The sequence below is a fragment of the Geobacter sulfurreducens PCA genome, from assembly GCF_000007985.2.
In the GTDB taxonomy this organism is placed as follows: domain Bacteria; phylum Desulfobacterota; class Desulfuromonadia; order Geobacterales; family Geobacteraceae; genus Geobacter; species Geobacter sulfurreducens.
The window spans coordinates 3,219,880-3,234,898 of record NC_002939.5 but is presented as its reverse complement, the minus strand read 5'-3'; the positions used below and the strand labels follow the sequence as shown (position 1 = coordinate 3,234,898).

At 63.6% G+C, this 15,019-nt stretch carries 17 protein-coding genes; 11 read left to right on the top strand and 6 right to left on the bottom strand.

The window, feature by feature from the left end:
• The first annotated feature begins 24 nt into the window (after positions 1 to 24).
• From extJ to extS, 8 genes are all read left to right on the top strand, one after another.
• Positions 25 to 339, top strand: a complete 315-nt coding sequence (gene extJ, locus GS_RS14780; protein WP_010943569.1) for a selenite/tellurite reduction operon protein ExtJ — start codon at positions 25 to 27, stop codon at positions 337 to 339.
• A gap of 112 nt (positions 340 to 451) precedes the next feature.
• Complete coding sequence (gene extKL, locus GS_RS14775; RefSeq protein ID WP_262421250.1) at positions 452 to 1,804, top strand: multiheme c-type cytochrome (seleno)protein ExtKL; 1,353 nt, start codon at positions 452 to 454, stop codon at positions 1,802 to 1,804.
• A 125-nt stretch (positions 1,805 to 1,929) separates the two neighbouring features.
• A complete protein-coding gene (gene extM / locus GS_RS14765; RefSeq protein ID WP_010943566.1) occupies positions 1,930 to 3,801 on the top strand; it encodes a selenite/tellurite reduction operon c-type cytochrome ExtM in 1,872 nt (623 codons plus the stop codon).
• On the top strand, positions 3,734 to 4,999 hold the full coding sequence (gene extO / locus GS_RS14760; RefSeq protein WP_010943565.1) for a selenite/tellurite reduction operon b-type cytochrome iron-sulfur cluster-binding subunit ExtO: 1,266 nt from the start codon (positions 3,734 to 3,736) through the stop codon (positions 4,997 to 4,999). The genes extM and extO overlap by 68 nt, the downstream gene beginning before the upstream one ends.
• Positions 4,954 to 5,349, top strand: coding sequence for a ubiquinol-cytochrome c reductase iron-sulfur subunit (locus GS_RS14755; protein WP_010943564.1), 396 nt, complete (start codon positions 4,954 to 4,956; stop codon positions 5,347 to 5,349). Before extO ends, GS_RS14755 begins: the two co-directional genes overlap by 46 nt.
• On the top strand, positions 5,346 to 5,966 hold the full coding sequence (locus tag GS_RS14750) for a cytochrome b N-terminal domain-containing protein (RefSeq protein WP_010943563.1): 621 nt from the start codon (positions 5,346 to 5,348) through the stop codon (positions 5,964 to 5,966). Before GS_RS14755 ends, GS_RS14750 begins: the two co-directional genes overlap by 4 nt.
• A gap of 14 nt (positions 5,967 to 5,980) precedes the next feature.
• The gene (gene extQ / locus GS_RS14745; protein WP_235044913.1) at positions 5,981 to 6,451 is read left to right on the top strand and encodes a selenite/tellurite reduction operon b-type cytochrome membrane protein ExtQ; all 471 of its coding nucleotides are present in this window, start codon (positions 5,981 to 5,983) and stop codon (positions 6,449 to 6,451) included.
• Positions 6,427 to 7,227 carry a selenite/tellurite reduction operon c-type cytochrome lipoprotein ExtS gene (gene extS / locus GS_RS14740; RefSeq protein ID WP_010943561.1) on the top strand — a complete coding sequence of 267 codons (801 nt, stop codon included), beginning with the start codon at positions 6,427 to 6,429 and terminating at the stop codon, positions 7,225 to 7,227. Before extQ ends, extS begins: the two co-directional genes overlap by 25 nt.
• Before the next feature lie 77 nt (positions 7,228 to 7,304).
• Here the strand turns inward: extS and GS_RS14735 are convergent, their stop codons facing one another.
• The 6 genes from GS_RS14735 to GS_RS14710 form a co-directional block, all read right to left on the bottom strand.
• The gene (locus tag GS_RS14735) at positions 7,305 to 7,700 is read right to left on the bottom strand and encodes a bacteriohemerythrin (protein ID WP_010943560.1); all 396 of its coding nucleotides are present in this window, start codon (positions 7,698 to 7,700) and stop codon (positions 7,305 to 7,307) included.
• Positions 7,701 to 7,773: 73 nt separating this feature from the next.
• Positions 7,774 to 8,358, bottom strand: coding sequence for a putative metallopeptidase (locus GS_RS14730; RefSeq protein ID WP_010943559.1), 585 nt, complete (start codon positions 8,356 to 8,358; stop codon positions 7,774 to 7,776).
• A 7-nt stretch (positions 8,359 to 8,365) separates the two neighbouring features.
• Positions 8,366 to 8,650 (bottom strand): cytochrome c, encoded by a 285-nt coding sequence (locus GS_RS14725; protein ID WP_010943558.1) that lies wholly within the window; start codon positions 8,648 to 8,650, stop codon positions 8,366 to 8,368.
• A gap of 100 nt (positions 8,651 to 8,750) precedes the next feature.
• On the bottom strand, positions 8,751 to 9,512 hold the full coding sequence (locus GS_RS14720) for an acyl-CoA dehydratase activase (RefSeq protein ID WP_010943557.1): 762 nt from the start codon (positions 9,510 to 9,512) through the stop codon (positions 8,751 to 8,753).
• Positions 9,509 to 10,483: a 2-hydroxyacyl-CoA dehydratase family protein gene (locus tag GS_RS14715; RefSeq protein WP_010943556.1), complete on the bottom strand. Its 975-nt coding sequence runs from the start codon at positions 10,481 to 10,483 to the stop codon at positions 9,509 to 9,511. The genes GS_RS14720 and GS_RS14715 overlap by 4 nt, the downstream gene beginning before the upstream one ends.
• A gap of 7 nt (positions 10,484 to 10,490) precedes the next feature.
• Entirely contained in the window at positions 10,491 to 10,832 is a 342-nt protein-coding gene (locus GS_RS14710) for a hypothetical protein (RefSeq protein WP_010943555.1), read from the bottom strand.
• Positions 10,833 to 11,048: 216 nt separating this feature from the next.
• Here GS_RS14710 and murI point away from each other — a divergent pair, with 216 nt between their 5' ends.
• The 3 genes from murI (at position 11,049) to GS_RS14695 (ending at position 14,965) form a co-directional block, all read left to right on the top strand.
• The gene (gene murI / locus GS_RS14705; protein WP_010943554.1) at positions 11,049 to 11,867 is read left to right on the top strand and encodes a glutamate racemase; all 819 of its coding nucleotides are present in this window, start codon (positions 11,049 to 11,051) and stop codon (positions 11,865 to 11,867) included.
• Positions 11,864 to 12,457, top strand: a complete 594-nt coding sequence (locus GS_RS14700) for a GerMN domain-containing protein (RefSeq protein WP_010943553.1) — start codon at positions 11,864 to 11,866, stop codon at positions 12,455 to 12,457. The genes murI and GS_RS14700 overlap by 4 nt, the downstream gene beginning before the upstream one ends.
• A gap of 93 nt (positions 12,458 to 12,550) precedes the next feature.
• Positions 12,551 to 14,965: a homocysteine S-methyltransferase family protein gene (locus tag GS_RS14695; protein WP_010943552.1), complete on the top strand. Its 2,415-nt coding sequence runs from the start codon at positions 12,551 to 12,553 to the stop codon at positions 14,963 to 14,965.
• Positions 14,966 to 15,019 lie beyond the last annotated feature (54 nt).

Sequence of the window (15,019 nt, the reverse complement as noted above, 5' to 3'; positions counted from 1 at the left end):
AACCACACGCAGGAGGTAAGAACAATGAAGAAGATCATGATGTCGATCGCGGCGGCTCTCGTGGCCCTTTCCATGGCGGCATTCGCCTTTGCCGCCGGCTCCTTCTCGGGGAAGGTCGTCAAGGTTGATGGCGAGAAGGTTACCGTCAAGGCCGAGAAAGTACCCGCCTGGGCCAAGAAGGGCGCCCATGTTCAGGCCAGCGGCGGTATGCCGACCATTGTCGAGGTGAAAGGCGACGAAGTCGTCCTCAAGTTCGGCAAGGCCAAGGCTGCCAAGATCAAGACGGACTCTTCCATGACCATCTCCGAATCCGCCGGCGACGCTCTCCAGGGCTGCTAGTCGGTTGTTATGACCGCCTCCCCGTCCTGGGGCGGGGAGGTTTCTTTTTATGGGCTGAAATTCGTTTATTGCAATACGGTTATTTATGTATGGCACAAAAAAGGAGTAGACCATGAAGCACAAAACCGCATGGCTGACCCTTGCTGCCGCAGCGCTTGCGCTCTGTGCCGCCGCACCGGTTTTTGCCGAAAAGGCGGGCATCGGCTGGCAGGAGACGATCGTTGCCAAGAGCGGCAAGGCAAAGACCATGGCCGAGTTGGCAAAGATGTATGATTCCAGCTCCTGCATCGAGTGTCACCAGGAAGTCCACGATGAATGGGAGCAGTCGATCCATGCCCGCTCAATCTTCGGTACCGGCCGGACTGCCGCCACCTTCATGACTGCTGTGGTCAACGGCCTCATGGAATGGGAATATTCGGGGGTGAAAAGCCCGTCGGACGTGAAAGTTGAGCACCTGATGGGATGCGCCAAGTGCCATCTCCCCCAACTGGCCGACGCCGAGGACTCGGTGGCCAAGGAGATCATCTCCACCATCGGCAGCTGGCAGGATGCACTGAGGAAAAAGGATTCGGCAAAGGCGGTTGAAGAGGCCGACAAGCTCAAGAGCCTCAACATCAATTGCCTCGTTTGCCATAACCGTAACGCCATCACCCACAAGTGGACCGACGGCTATCCCCAGGCCGGGGTAGTCTACGGCTCCAAGGAAGGGGAACACCCCTCTGCGGCATTCCCCACGATGAAGGTCAGTCCGATCATGTCAGAGTCCATCCAGTGCGGCCAATGCCACGGCTTGGGGCCGAACCTGGAATTGGATAACCCGACCCAGTGCTGCACCAGCTATGCGAGCTACCTCTGGGCCTACAAGGCCGAGGGCGGGCGGGAAAACTGCCAGGAATGCCACATGAAGAAGAGCAAGCTCGGGCACAACATGCAGAGCTACCGTGACCCGGGCATGGCCAAGGCCGCCGTTGAGTTCAAGGCCGAGGCCTATGGCTATCACTGGCGGGACGGGGCGCTGGTGACGCCCAAGGCAGTGGTGAAGGTCGAGATGACCAATCACGCGGGCCACTCGATCCCCGATGGCTGACCGACCCCCAACCGACTGGTTCTGTCGGTCATTGCAAAGACAAAAGACGGCGAAGAAGTGTTCAATCAGGAAAAGATCTACATGCCGGTGCCCCAGCAGCTGGCCCGGGGTGACCGGATGGGGCGCGGCCCCTATGAGAAAAGCGGTATGATCGAGGATACGGGTCTGCCGCCGGGCAAGAAGATCCACGAGCGCTTCGATATCCTCTTCCCCACCGAGGATGTGGTGGAGGACGGGAAGAAGGTTCGCAAGACCCTGGCCCACGATCTGGAAGTGGAGGTGAAACTCTGGTATCTCCCCTTCGGTTCAATGAATTCCGATCCGTTCCTCTGGCATGAGTTCACCCAGAAGGTGAGCATCAGCGCCAAGGGCAAGTAGCACCCACGCAGCACCTCCTTCATGTGATGGCCGGCAGCCGAACCGCTGCCGGCCCTTTTTTGCAGGGACCTTTGCCCGCATTCTGTGGTACCATTGCCCCCGTGCGTCATCGAGCGAACCATGCCATGAACAGGATTTCCGACGTCGTTCTCATGCTGGCGGTCGCCGTTATGTTCCTTAGTGCTGCCGGGTGCGGCAGCAGCGGGGGAGAGAACGCCTCGTGTCTCTCCTGCCACGGGAAGATCGAGCACGCCTCACCGGCCCATCCCTCCTGTGTCTCCTGCCACGGCGGCGACGGCCGGGCCCGGAGCAAAGAGGACGCCCACCGGACCATGTTCGCCCCGCGGAACCCCTCGGACCCGGCTGTCTGGGAAAAGAGTTGCGGTGCCTGCCACCCCTATCAGCTGGGCCGGGTCCGCTCGGGACTCATGTATACCAATACGGGGATCATCAGGAATATCCAGCTTACCTGGGAAGGGGAGGATGGCCGGCGCTACGGAGCACGGCAGGACGACCTTTACGACGCAGAGGGGAAGCGGGTCAGGGTCAACGGCGTGGCCGAACTGAACAACCTCTCGGGGGAGCTCTACCGCAAGTTCTGCTCCCTCTGCCACGTGGGGATCGAAAACCGCTATGCCTGGGGCGTGGGGCACGGCTCCGGCTGCGCGGCCTGCCACTTTCCCCGCAATGCCGATTCCGCCTATGAGGGCAGCGACCTGACCATGCGACTGCGTGGGCCCGCCGCGTCCAGCCACCGGATGGAAGGGCTCCCCGGCAACGACGTCTGCTTCCGCTGCCACAACCGCAGCGGCCGCATCGCTCTCTCCTACCTGGGGTTGAACGACGGCAACAACGGTCTCGTGCCGACCAGGGGAGGCTTCCCGGGCCCCCAGCTCACCAGCGGCAACCGGAACGTGACGAGCATCCCTCCCGACATTCACCACGCCCGGGGGATGGAGTGCATCGACTGCCACACCTCCCGCGACATCATGGGTGACGGTTATGCCTACGAGAACCTCTACCACCAGGTGGAGATTCGCTGCGAGGATTGCCACGGCAGTGCAACTTCGCCGCCCCGCTGGCGGGAGATCGTGCGGGAGAACGAGGAGGCGGTGCGGGAGTCGGCCCGCTACCCCGTGCAGATGCGGCCGGGCATGCGCATGATCGTTACCGCCAAGGGGCGCCCCTACTCAAATGTCTTCGTGAAGGATGGCAGGGTTGCGGTGCTCGGCAAGCGGAGCGGCAGGGTATTCACCAGCAAGGTCATTACCGGCTCCCCGGCCCACACCGTGGTCGGACACGACCGGCTCGAATGCACCGCCTGCCATTCCCGGGCGGTCCCCCAATGCTACGGCTGTCATACGAAATACGACAAGGGCCGCACCGGCACCGACTTCATCAAGGGAATGGACACCCCCGGGCTCTTCACGGAAACCGAGGATTACCGGATGCTCTATCCCTTTCCCCTGGCTCTGAACCAGCGCGGGGGCATTGCGCCGGTCACCCCCGGCTGCCAGACGTTCGTCACCGTGGTGGAGCCGGACGGCACCCTGTCCCGGGAGGGCTACGTCTCTACCTTCAAGGGGAAAAAGCAGCTCCGGTTCGCGCCGTTCTACTCCCATAACACCGGCGAACGGGCCATCGGCTGCGGCGAATGCCACGCCAACCCCGCCTTCCTCGGCTTTGGCCAGCATGTGACGGGAAAAGGGCGGATCGATGGCACATTGCGTTGTACCAAGAACGAAGCGAAGCCCCTGGACGGTTTCCAGACCATGGAGGGTGGTCTGGTACGGGCATTCTCCGCCATCACCCGCGAGAACTCACGCCCCCTGAACGACACGGAGGCAAAACGGGTTTGGCGGGCAAACCTTTGCATCGTCTGCCACACCCGGGCCGACGATCCCATCTACCGCAAGGAGCTCGACTATCGTGCGCTGGATGATGCTCTGCATCGCCGCCTGCTTACTGGCAGCGCCGGTCGCGCCGTGGCCCGCTGACGCCGCCACGGGCGAAAATTGCCGCGTCTGCCATCGGGATGTCCTTACCGGCCCCCATGCAGGCATCGGCTGTTCCCCCTGCCACGGCGACGACCGGGCCACTGTGCGCAACCCGGCACTCGTGGCCGACCGCGCCGCCCGGTGCGTGGCTTGCCACCGTGGATACGACCGTCTCTTCGACCACCCCATGACCACCCGGAGCGCGGAACGGCGCTTCGTGGCCGATACCCTGGGGCGAGCCGACGGAGCATTCTTCCGCAACCAGTGCGGCGGCTGCCACGTAACGGGCTGCCTCGACTGCCATCCCGGCGGCGGCCATGCCTTGGCCCGCCCCCGGGATGCCCAGTGTCTCTCCTGCCACCGGGGCTACTTCGTGGGCACCGACTACCACGGCCGGGCGCCCCGGGAGGATGCCCTGCGCTACCAGCGGGGTGAGCTGGCCAACGGCGAGACCTTCCTCCCCATGCTGCCCGACGTCCATGCCGAGGCAGGGATGGGGTGCGCCGACTGCCACTCCATGGCGAGCCTGGCTGCCGGCAAGCGGACCGCAAAGAGGTGCACCGACTGTCACACGCCGGATCCGCGGGTGGTTGAACACCGCATCGCCGCCCACCAGGACCGGCTCGAATGCGTTGCCTGCCATGCCGCGTGGGCACCCCAGGAGTACGGTACCTTCTGGCTGCGCTTCACCAACAGCCCCCGGCTCCAGTCCCGCTTCCAGGTGGTCACCCGTCAGGACGACTGGGTAAAGAGTGCCTATCTCAAGCGGCAGGACGCCCCCCCCCTCGCGCTCAACGAAGCGGGGCGGGTGAGCCCGGCCCGGCCCCAGTTCATCCTTTACCATTCGGATTTCCGCAACGAACGGGTAGTGGGGCAGGAGAACCGGCTCCTGGCAGCCCGCTGGAAGACCTTCGCCCCTCACACCATCCGGCGCGAAACGGTCATGTGCGACGGCTGTCACGACAACCCGCGGCGCTTTCTGCTGGAACCGCCCCACGAGCGGATCTACCGGACCCGGGCCGATGGCCTTTCTCTCGATTCCTTCTGGGACCGCACCGGCCAGCGGATTGCCAACGGTACGTTCATGGAGCCGGAGCGGGTGCGGCGCATGGGGGTGCGGACCCCCGAATACACGAAAGGGTATCTGGAACGATGGCGGGATTTGACCGGGGACGCCGGCGGTTCATCGCGGCGTTAGCCGCATTCACGGCCTCGCTGGCGGCGGCGTGGCGCTTTCTCGTTCCCGCGGGGCGGGGCGGGGGAGAGCGATTCACCGTTGCCAAGGCATCGATCCCCCCACGGGGCGCCCTTGTGTTCAAGGAACGGCACCTGGCGGTCATGAGGGATGGGGATACGCTCTATGCCCTTGACCTCACCTGCACCCATCTGGGCTGCACGGTAACCGTCACGCCGTCGGAGATTGTCTGTCCCTGTCACGGCAGCCGCTTCGACCTGAAGGGAAACGTTGCCAAAGGTCCCGCCGACCGTCCCCTGGCCCGCCATCGGGTGGAGGACCGGGGCGAGCGGGTGGAGATTGTCATCGGATGATCAAGGAATTCGCCAAACATCTCTTCCCCCGGGTGGTCCTGCGGGAGAACCTGCGGTTCAGCTACACATTCTGTCTGGGCGGACTCGCCTTTACGGCATTCTTCGCCCTGATCGTGTCCGGGGTACTGCTGCTGTTCTACTACCAGCCGACCCCCGACCGGGCCTTTGATTCGATTCTGTTCCTGGAGTCGACGGTTGTGGGGGGAAAGTACCTGCGGGCGCTTCACCGGCTTGCCTCCCACGGGTTCCTTTGTCTGATGTTCCTCCACATCCTGCGGGTCGTGCTCACCGGTGCCTTCCGGCCGCCCCGCGAACTGACCTGGGTGGTGGGGGTGGGACTCCTGGGACTGTCGGTGTTCGAGGCATACACCGGCTATCTGCTCCCCATGGACCAACTGGCCTTCTGGGCCACCCGTACCGGCATGGAGTTGCTGGCCACCTTTCCGGGCGGCGGCTGGCTCCGGGCCGTCCTTGTTCCCGACGGGGTGGGAGAGTCTCTATCGCTCCTGCGCTTCTACGCCCTGCACGTGGTCATCGTTCCGTTGGGCATCATGGGGCTGTCGTTTCTCCATTTCTACCGGGTACGCAAGACCAAGGGGCTGCTTCCCTATCTGTGAGAGGAGCGGATGCCGTGAGAGAACCTATGCATTGCGGTGAACCGGAGCGGGACCTGCGCCGCGGGCCCCGGGGTGGCGGGGAATACGTCCGGAGTTCTCCCTACTTTTTCCGTCCGGTCAAACGGGCCTTTGCCGCCGGACTGCTCCTGCTGGCGCTCCTCGCCCTGGTTGTCCCCGCGCCGCTCCTGGCCCCCGCCAACCCGGCCGCCCCGCCAAACCCGGCCAAATCGGCCTGGTTTCTCCTCTGGACCCAGGAGGTCGTGAGCCACGGCAACGGCTTCGCCTGGGGCATTGTGGCCCTCTCTCTCTGGTTCCTGCTCATGCCGTGGCTTGGCAGGCACCGGCCCGAGCGGGCCGTCTGGTTCGGTGAGGGTAACCGCGCCTCCTCGTGGCTCACGCTGGGAGCCTTTGCCGTCATTGTAGCCCTGACTGTGCTCGCCATGGTCTTCCGGGGGGAGAATTGGTCGCTCGTCTGGCCCTTCTGATCCTGATCGCCGCTCTTCTGTCCGCCTGCGTCGGACCGCCGCCGGGCGAGGGATGCCGCTCCTGCCACCGCCCCCACCATGCGGAAAAGGGCACCTGCGTCTCCTGTCACCGGGGTAACGGCAGAAGCACGCGTCTGGCCATCGCCCACTATCGGCTCGTGCCGGCGGAACTGTCTCATTTTACGATTCCCGGCAGCGTCCGGGTGAAGGAGGGAAAGCGCTTGGCAGAGCGGTTCGGCTGCCGCCGCTGCCATCGCCTGGGAGGAACGGGGACGCGCTTGGCCGCCGACCTGGACCGTCTGGTCGGCGATGACCCGGTGAGACTCTTCGTGGCAATCCGGCAGCCGGTTCTCTTCATGCCCGACTTCCGGTTCGACGATCGCCGGGCCTCCGATGTGGTGAATGCCATCATGGCCTTTGCCGGGGCCGCTCCCGCACAAGGGACCGCTGCCGTCCCTCTTGTCGTCCACTTCGAGGCCGTCCGCGCGAAGGAAGACAACCTGTTCGTCACCAAGTGCGGCGGCTGCCACCGGCTCCTTACCGCCGGCGAGGGAGGGCTGGGTGCCGGCACCGTCGCGCCGAACCTTTCCGGGCTCTTCTCCCCGTTTTACCCTACCCCCTTCAAGCCGGGCGAGCCCTGGACCCCCGAACGTCTCGGCCGCTGGCTCGACAATCCCCGCAGCGTCCGTCCCGGCGCCCTCATGTCACCGGTACCCCTCAACAAGGAAGAGAAGGCAAAGCTGGTTCTTTTCTTTCGCGTCAATCTCGAAAACTGAAGCATTACGGCTGAACGCAAAAGGGCCGCCATGCATCGTGCACGGCGGCCCGCCACTGCGAAACGTCTGCTTGCAGACTACTTGACGTACTTCGCGATTTCCTTGTCCATTTTCTCGATATGCCGCGATAGCCACTCGATCATCACATGGTTGGTGGTGATCACCAGAGAGAGCCCCGCTCCTTCGTCCCGGAACTGGCGCTTGAGCTCTTCCAGCCGGCGGGTGAACCCCTGGTGCTGCTGCTTGTGCTCCAGATAGTCGGGGTAGCCGTGCTGGCGCATGATCCGCTCTTCCGCGGCGAAGTGCTTCACCACGTAGTCGTCCAGGAAGTTGAAGAGCCGCAGGACCTCTTCGCCTCCTTTTCCTTGATTGCAGGCGGTCAACAGTTCACCGAACCTCCGGAACAGTTCCTTGTGCTGATCGTCGACTTCGACGACACCCGTCAGCAGATCATCTCTCCAGCCGATTGCCATGGCGATACCCTCGTGGTGGACGTTGTTACTTGTAGCATATCGGCAGCGTGCAGAGACTCTTTAGCACTCTTTTTTAAACACGTTCGCTTTTGATGCGCGGCACCGGGAACCTTCGCCCCACCAGGGTCCGGTGCCGGGTGCGCAGCTCCAGCATGTTTCCCTCAAGAAAGGCAAGCAGTTCAGTATCGCCATGGTCAGCCAGATAGATGTCAACCAGTTCTCCCATGCGGGTGTTGTAGCGGCGGGTCGAGCTGCCGTGGGCATAGTTACGGCCCGGAAAACGGCGGATGTCGCCGTCAAAGGCGGGGGAGATATGATACAGCTCGTGGAAGACCGTAATGAGTTTCTCGCGGAGGGAGAGATCAAGGAAGCGGGGGACCAGGAAGTAGATGACGTACAGAATCTCCACCTGGCGGTGAACAACCGTCGGCATGGTGCTGACCCAGGTATGGCGCCCCCGCCGCCGCTCCACCGACCGGGCTCCGCCGGGAAAACGGAGGGGGTGGATGCGGGCGTAGGTGCCGCGCACGCCGGTCCCCCGCGTAGAGGAAATGCAGACCAGGAGCCGGGTCGGATCGATATGCGCCAGCTCGGGAACACGGTCCGTCACGTGGGCGATGAGCCGCTCCAGTTCCCGGGTGACGTTCAGCACCCCCATGGTGCGGCTACTTGAACTTGTGGCAGAAAAGGCAGCGCATGGGGCCGTCCGCCGGTTTCACGGGGTGGTTCTTTGGGAACGGGATGCCGCCGGGCTTTTCGTGGTGGCATTCCACGCACTGGCGGTCCAGATCCAGCTTGCCCGCTCCTTGGGCGAATGCGTCGTAGAATCGCTTGTGATTGGTGTCGAGGGGAACCTTTTTTGTCCTTACTTCACCGGAGATGGCCCAGAATACTCCGACCACAACCACGATGAGAACAATAAAAAACCAGTCCTTTTTTGCAAGTTTCACAGGAAAACCTCCGGCCTTCTGGGATAGTTGTTCACGCATTCATGGGGGGGGAGCGCAAGCGGCCTCCCGCGGTAACCCGCTTGCGGCGCGACCGCGCTCCCTACATGCTGGCGCAGCCGATGGCGCCGTTGTGCTGCGGGTGCTCCGGCACGACCAGGGTACGCCCGGTAGCCTCCTCGAGGAGGCGGACCAGTGCCCGATTGTGGGCTACCCCGCCGGTGAGCACCACCGTCTCGGACGGAAAGCGCCTGAGCATGGGGAGCACCCGCTTTACCAGGGTCTGGTTGACTCCGGCGCAGAGCCGCTCCACGGGATATCCTCGCAGGATCTGGCCGATGAGTTCCGATTCGCCGAAGATGCCGCAGGTGGCATCGAGGGGCACAGGATCGTGCCAGTGGGACGAGAGTTCGGCGAGGGATACCTCCAGGATTGCCGCCATATTTTCCAGATAGCGGCCGCTGGAGGCGGCGCACTTGTCGTTCATCACGAAGTCGGTGAGCTTGCCGGCCTTCACGAGGGCCACCTTGGTGTCCTGCCCTCCCATGTCCAGGAGGGTGAAGTCGGCGAGTCCTGTCTGGGCAAGAGCTCCTGCCACGTGGGCCCGTATTTCCGACACCACCCGTGCGCCCCGCAGCGACAGGGTATTGCGGCCGTACCCCGTGACCACCACCGTTGCCCCCTCCAGCTCTTCGGCCGAGAAGAGACCGCTGGCGGCCAGGTCCAGGACCAGCTCTTCCCCTTCGAGTCGGCCGTAGCGCTTGTAGAAGGGGACCGTGTCGTGGTCCGCCAGGCGAATCACGTGCCCCTCCTGCACCAGGGCGAATTTCGCCTTTCTGCTGCCGAGATCGATCCCCAGATTCATGCCAGCATCTCCAGGAACCCTTCGATCCGGATTCTGGTTCGTGCATCCAGGGGGCCGGGTTTGTCACCTTCCAGGGTCAGCACCGGCAGGGGGAGCTTCTGGCGAACGATCATATCTTCGATCTGCCGGAAACAGAAGGACTGGACGTAGTGGATCACCGCGTCGACCTTGCGCCGCTCCAGCTCCATCAGGATGTCCGAGAGGCGGTGGAAGATGTCGTAGGGATAGGTATAGGCCCGGTACTGCTCAACCAGGTCCGGCGTGTCGAAGGGCATGGCGAACTGGCGCTGGGTTTCGTTGAAGACCACCCGGGCGTCGAGCGTTTCCACAAAAGGGTAGAGGTCGGTCATGATGGGGGGGACGCCGATGTAGGCGAGCCGTAGCCGCTGCCGGAAGGGCTCCCGCTGCCGCGCTTTTTCCAGGAAGGCGTCGACTTCCGCCTCGAACCGGTCCGGGTCGCTGTTCATGTCGCTCGTGCAGACCTGGAAGTAGTGGTTTTCCTGGCCGCTTACCCGGTTTTCATCCCAGGTGAGGCGGTCAATCTCCTTGACTTTGCGCCGAATTCGCCCCAGTCGCTCCCGCGAGAGCTTCACCGCGTCCCAGCCGACCCCGAACCGGCGCATGAGTTTTTCGATTTCGAAGCGCAGCCCTGCCGGGTCCCGGTCGTGGGGGTAGGCAAAGGGGATCGTCTCCACCCCCTTCAGCGACAGCACCTCCATGAGTGCCCTGGTGTTGCTGCAATCCCCCTCGGTCACGGCGATCAACTCGTGGATGCCGCACTCGACCACCGCCGCATAGATCCCCTTGATCCAGCCGCAGATGCTGCGGGGGAAGCCGTCCACCTCGGCCTCCTCGATCATCCGGGTGGCGTGGGGGCTGGTGATGAAGACATTGTTCAGGTCAACGGGAGTCATGCCCGCCGCCAGGACAATCTCCAGCGGGATGGTGGTTGTGAATCCGACACGGTGCACTGGGATGTTACTCCGATTTGATGAAGATGAAATAGATGAGAAATGCGCCAATCACGAGGCCGCCGAAGGCAAAGGGAAGGGTGGAGCCGAGAGTCAGCTCGTTTCCCTCTCCCGTCGGCAGGGTGAGCCGGATGAGAAGCGTAATGGAGATGATGGCGAAAACCGTCGACAGGACGAATTTCGATCTCTTGAACACCCCGTAAAAGATGACGATGGCCAGGATGCTGATGATCCACGGATTTTCCATGGCGCTTTTGAGCGTCAGGCTCTTTATGTACGCGATGATGTTTCCCGTCTCGAAGGGGCTGAGGGTCTCACGGGTCTTATCGAGCAGTTCCTGTTTTTCCATGGGAGCTCCAGGCGGCTATCGGTCTTTCACCTTGAAATGAAGCGGGGTTACACCATTGGGTGTCCGGGCAAATGGCTTGACAAGGTAATATGGCTTCCCTAGTATATACATTTTTAAGCGACGCAACAACTGAAAGCGCCGACCGTTTTCCCGGCAGGGATGCCCGTTGCCCACGGGCCGGCGATATCGGCGAGCGTCCGCGTGCGGAGAAGAATCGTGCCCTGGAAAGCCATAGGTATTTTCGACTCGGGGGTCGGAGGACTGACCGTCCTCAAGGAGATCATCAAGGTCCTCCCCCAGGAGGATACCATCTATTTGGGCGATACCGCCCGGGTCCCCTACGGGACCAAATCCCCTGAAACCGTCACCCGCTATAGCCTCGAAATCGCATCGTTCCTGGTGAAGCGCGACATCAAGCTCCTGGTGGTGGCCTGCAACACCGCTTCGGCCGCTTCCCTCGAAGCCCTCACCGAGCGGCTTCCCATCCCGGTAGTCGGCGTCATCGAGCCGGGTGCCCGCCGGGCCGTGGCCACCACGCGAACCGGCAAGGTCGGGGTTATCGGCACCGAGGGGACTATCCGGAGCAGTGCTTACGCCAAGGCCATCAAGCGACTTAATCCCGAGGTTGAGGTGATCACCCGTGCCTGTCCGCTCTTCGTTCCCCTGGCCGAAGAGGGGTGGACCGACAACGAGGTGGCGCGCCTGACGGCCCGCACCTACCTGGCCGGTCTGCGGGAGCAGGGGGTCGACACCATCGTACTCGGCTGTACCCACTACCCCCTCCTCAAGAGGGTCATCGGTGAAACCGTTGGTGAAGACGTCAGGCTCGTGGATTCGGCCGAAGAGACGGCGCGCACCGTGGCCGACATCCTGAGAGGGCGTGACCTGCTCCGGCCGGACGGTGAGCAGGGCAATCACCACTTCTTCGTCACTGATGTGCCTGCCGGCTTCATTCGGGTCGGCAACCGCTTCATCGGCGGCAGGCTCGGTGATGTCTACCAGGTGAGTCTCGATGCGGAAAAGGAGCGGCCATGAAGCGTTCCACCCCCCGTCGCCGGAGCCTTGTTCTGCTGGCGGCTTTCACCGCAGCGGCGCTGGTCATCGGTCTTCTCATGTTCGACAAATATCGTCAGCGTCACGAGCTTCCCACGGTTCAGCCCGTGCCTGGGGCTACCGGAAGTTTCAGGGTGACCCTGTTCTTTGCCGCCCCTGAGGGCGACGGGCTTGCCCGGGAAGGGCGCGAAGTCCCCGCCTGTGATCAGCTTGCCGATTGTGTCGATGCGGTCCTGGACGAGTTGATCAATGGTCCGTTGGGAGCGCTTCAGCCCACGGTTCCCCCCACGACAACCGTGCGTCACGTGCGAATCGAGGGACATACGGCGGTGATCGACTTCGGGCGTGAGTTGGCCGATGGTCTCCCCGGCGGCAGTTCCTCCGAGATGACAGCGGTCTATTCGGTGGTGAATACCGTCTGCTTCAATTTCCCCCAGCTCAAACAGGTCAGGTTCCTTCTGGACGGCGCCGAGGCCGAATCACTCACGGGACACCTGGACCTGCGCCAGCCGATAGAGCCCGATTACTCCAAAGAGCGTCCCGCCGAGCCGGAGCCCCGTCAGCCCCAGTGAGCGGGTGAGGGCAACGTCCGGTCGCCGGGCACTGGGGCTGCCCCGGGCGGCCGATCGAATCGATCCGTAACTATTGCCAAAGGTTGGTGAACCATGAAACAACCCTTTCTTCAGGCTATTGCCGAGCGGGTCCTCGTCCTTGACGGCGCCATGGGGACCATGCTCCAGGAGCGGGGGCTCAGACCCGGCCAGTCCCCCGAGGAACTCAACCTGACCCTGCCCGAGGTGGTTGCCGGCGTCCACCGGGAATACCTGGATGCCGGCGCCGATATCATCGTTACAAATACATTTGGCGGCAGCCGTGCCAAGCTGGAGCACTATGGCCTTCAGGACCGGGTCGCCGAGATCAATGCCCGGGCCGTGGCCATCGCGCGGGAGGTCTGCGGCGACCGGGCCTACGTGGCCGCATCAATCGGCCCCACGGGGCAGTTCGTGGAGCCGGTGGGAGATGTGTCGTTCGACGAGATGGCCGCCATCTTCCGCGAGCAGGCACAGGCGCTCATCAACGCCGGGGCGGACCTGATCACCCTGGAGACCTTTCTCGACATCAAGGAAATCCGTGCTGCGGTCATCGCCATTCGCGAGATTTCGCCGGAAACCCCCGTCATTGCCCAGCTTACCTTTGACAACGAGGGGCGGACCGTCCTCGGCACCTCGCCCGAGGCCGCCGCGGTGACCCTGGAGGCGGCCGGTGCCGACATCGTCGGCTCCAACTGCGGCCTGGGTCCCGACGGCATCTGCGATGTCATGGCGGCCATGCGACGGGTTACGCGGCTTCCTCTCATTTCCCAGGCCAACGCGGGGCTGCCGACGCTTGTGGACGGCGCCACCGTCTTCCCCGGCACTCCCGACGACATGACGGCGTTCCATGACCGGTTGCTGGATCTGAACGTCCGGGTCATCGGCGGCTGCTGCGGCACCACGCCCGCCCACATCCGCGCCATCAGGGAGGCCCTGGCCCTGCGGGATCAGTCCCTGCGCGCCTGTGGCCCGGCCGAGGGAGTTACCTTCCTCTCCAGTCGCACCACCGTGGTGGCCATTGGCGCAGGGCTTCCTGCCGCCATCATCGGCGAACGGATCAACCCCACGGGCAAGAAGGGATTTGCCCAGGAACTGCAGGATGGAAAGGTCTCCTACATCCGGCGGGAGGCCCTGGAGCAGACCGCCCGCGGCGCCGTCCTTCTGGACGTTAACGTGGGTACGCCGGGAATCGACGAACCGGCCGCCATGGAACGGGCCGTCGTTACCGTTGCCACTGCAGTTGGCGCGCCGCTGGTCCTTGATTCGTCCGATCCCGCCGCCCTGGAGCGGGGGCTTAAGGCCGCCGACGGCAAGGTGCTCCTTAATTCCGTGAACGGCGAAGCAAAGAGCATGGAGCGCGTTCTGCCCCTGGCACGGAAGTACGGGGCGGCCGTGATCGGACTTGCACTGGACGAGACGGGGATCCCAGAGACCGCCGAGGGGCGTCTGGCCGTGGCGGAGCGGATCGTCAAGGCGGCCGGCAAGGCGGGTATCCGGCGGCCGGACGTGGTGATCGATTGCCTCACCCTTACCGTGAGCGCCGAGCAGAAGCGGGCCATGGAAACCTTGAGAGCGGTGCGGCTCGTCAAGGAGCGGCTCGGCTGCCCCACGGTCCTCGGGGTCAGCAACATCTCCTTCGGCCTTCCCCGCCGGCCGCTCATCTCTTCGGCATTCTTCGCCATGGCCCTGGCTGCCGGGCTCGATGCCGCCATCGTGAACCCGAAGGAAGAGGAGATGATGGCTGCCTGGCATTCGTCAATGGTGCTTCTGAACCGGGATCCGAACGCCGCCGCCTACATCGCCGCCTATGCCGGCGTTGCTCCTCCCGCGGCCGAGCCGGCAGCGACGGGCGAGCTTCCCGATATCCGGCAGCGGCTCGCGCGGGCCGTAATAACCGGCGACGGAGAGGGAATCGTCTCCCTGGTGGAGGAAGCCCTTTCCCATGGGCTTGAGCCGCTCCAGGTGAGCAACGAGGGACTCCTGCCGGGACTGGAGGAGGTGGGGCGCCGCTTCGAGAAAAACCAGGTGTTCCTCCCCCAGGTCATGCAGTCGGCCGAGGCCATGCAGGCCGCGTTCGCGCGGCTCAAGCAGGAGATGACAGGAGAGGCGGAATCGAAGGGGACCATCCTCATGGCCACGGTGGAAGGGGATATCCACGATATCGGCAAGAACATCGTCTGCACTCTGCTGGAAAACCACGGGTTCCGGGTCATCGATCTGGGCAAGAACGTGCCGGCGGACCGGATCGTGGCGGAAGCCGAGCGCAACGGGGCCGATGCGGTGGGGCTCTCGGCCCTCATGACCACAACCATGACCGAGATGGAAAACGTGCTCGCCCGCCTCAGGGCTGCCGGCATCCGGACTTTCACCATGGTGGGGGGAGCGGTGGTGACCCAGGAGTATGCCGACCGGATCGGCGCAGACCTTTATGCCCGGGATGCCATGGACGCGGTGGCGCGTATAAAGGCGCTCCTCGGGGTGGATTAGTCATTGCGTTACGCGGAGTTGCGTGCTAGTTTAACCTGTTGCGTCTCTTGATGG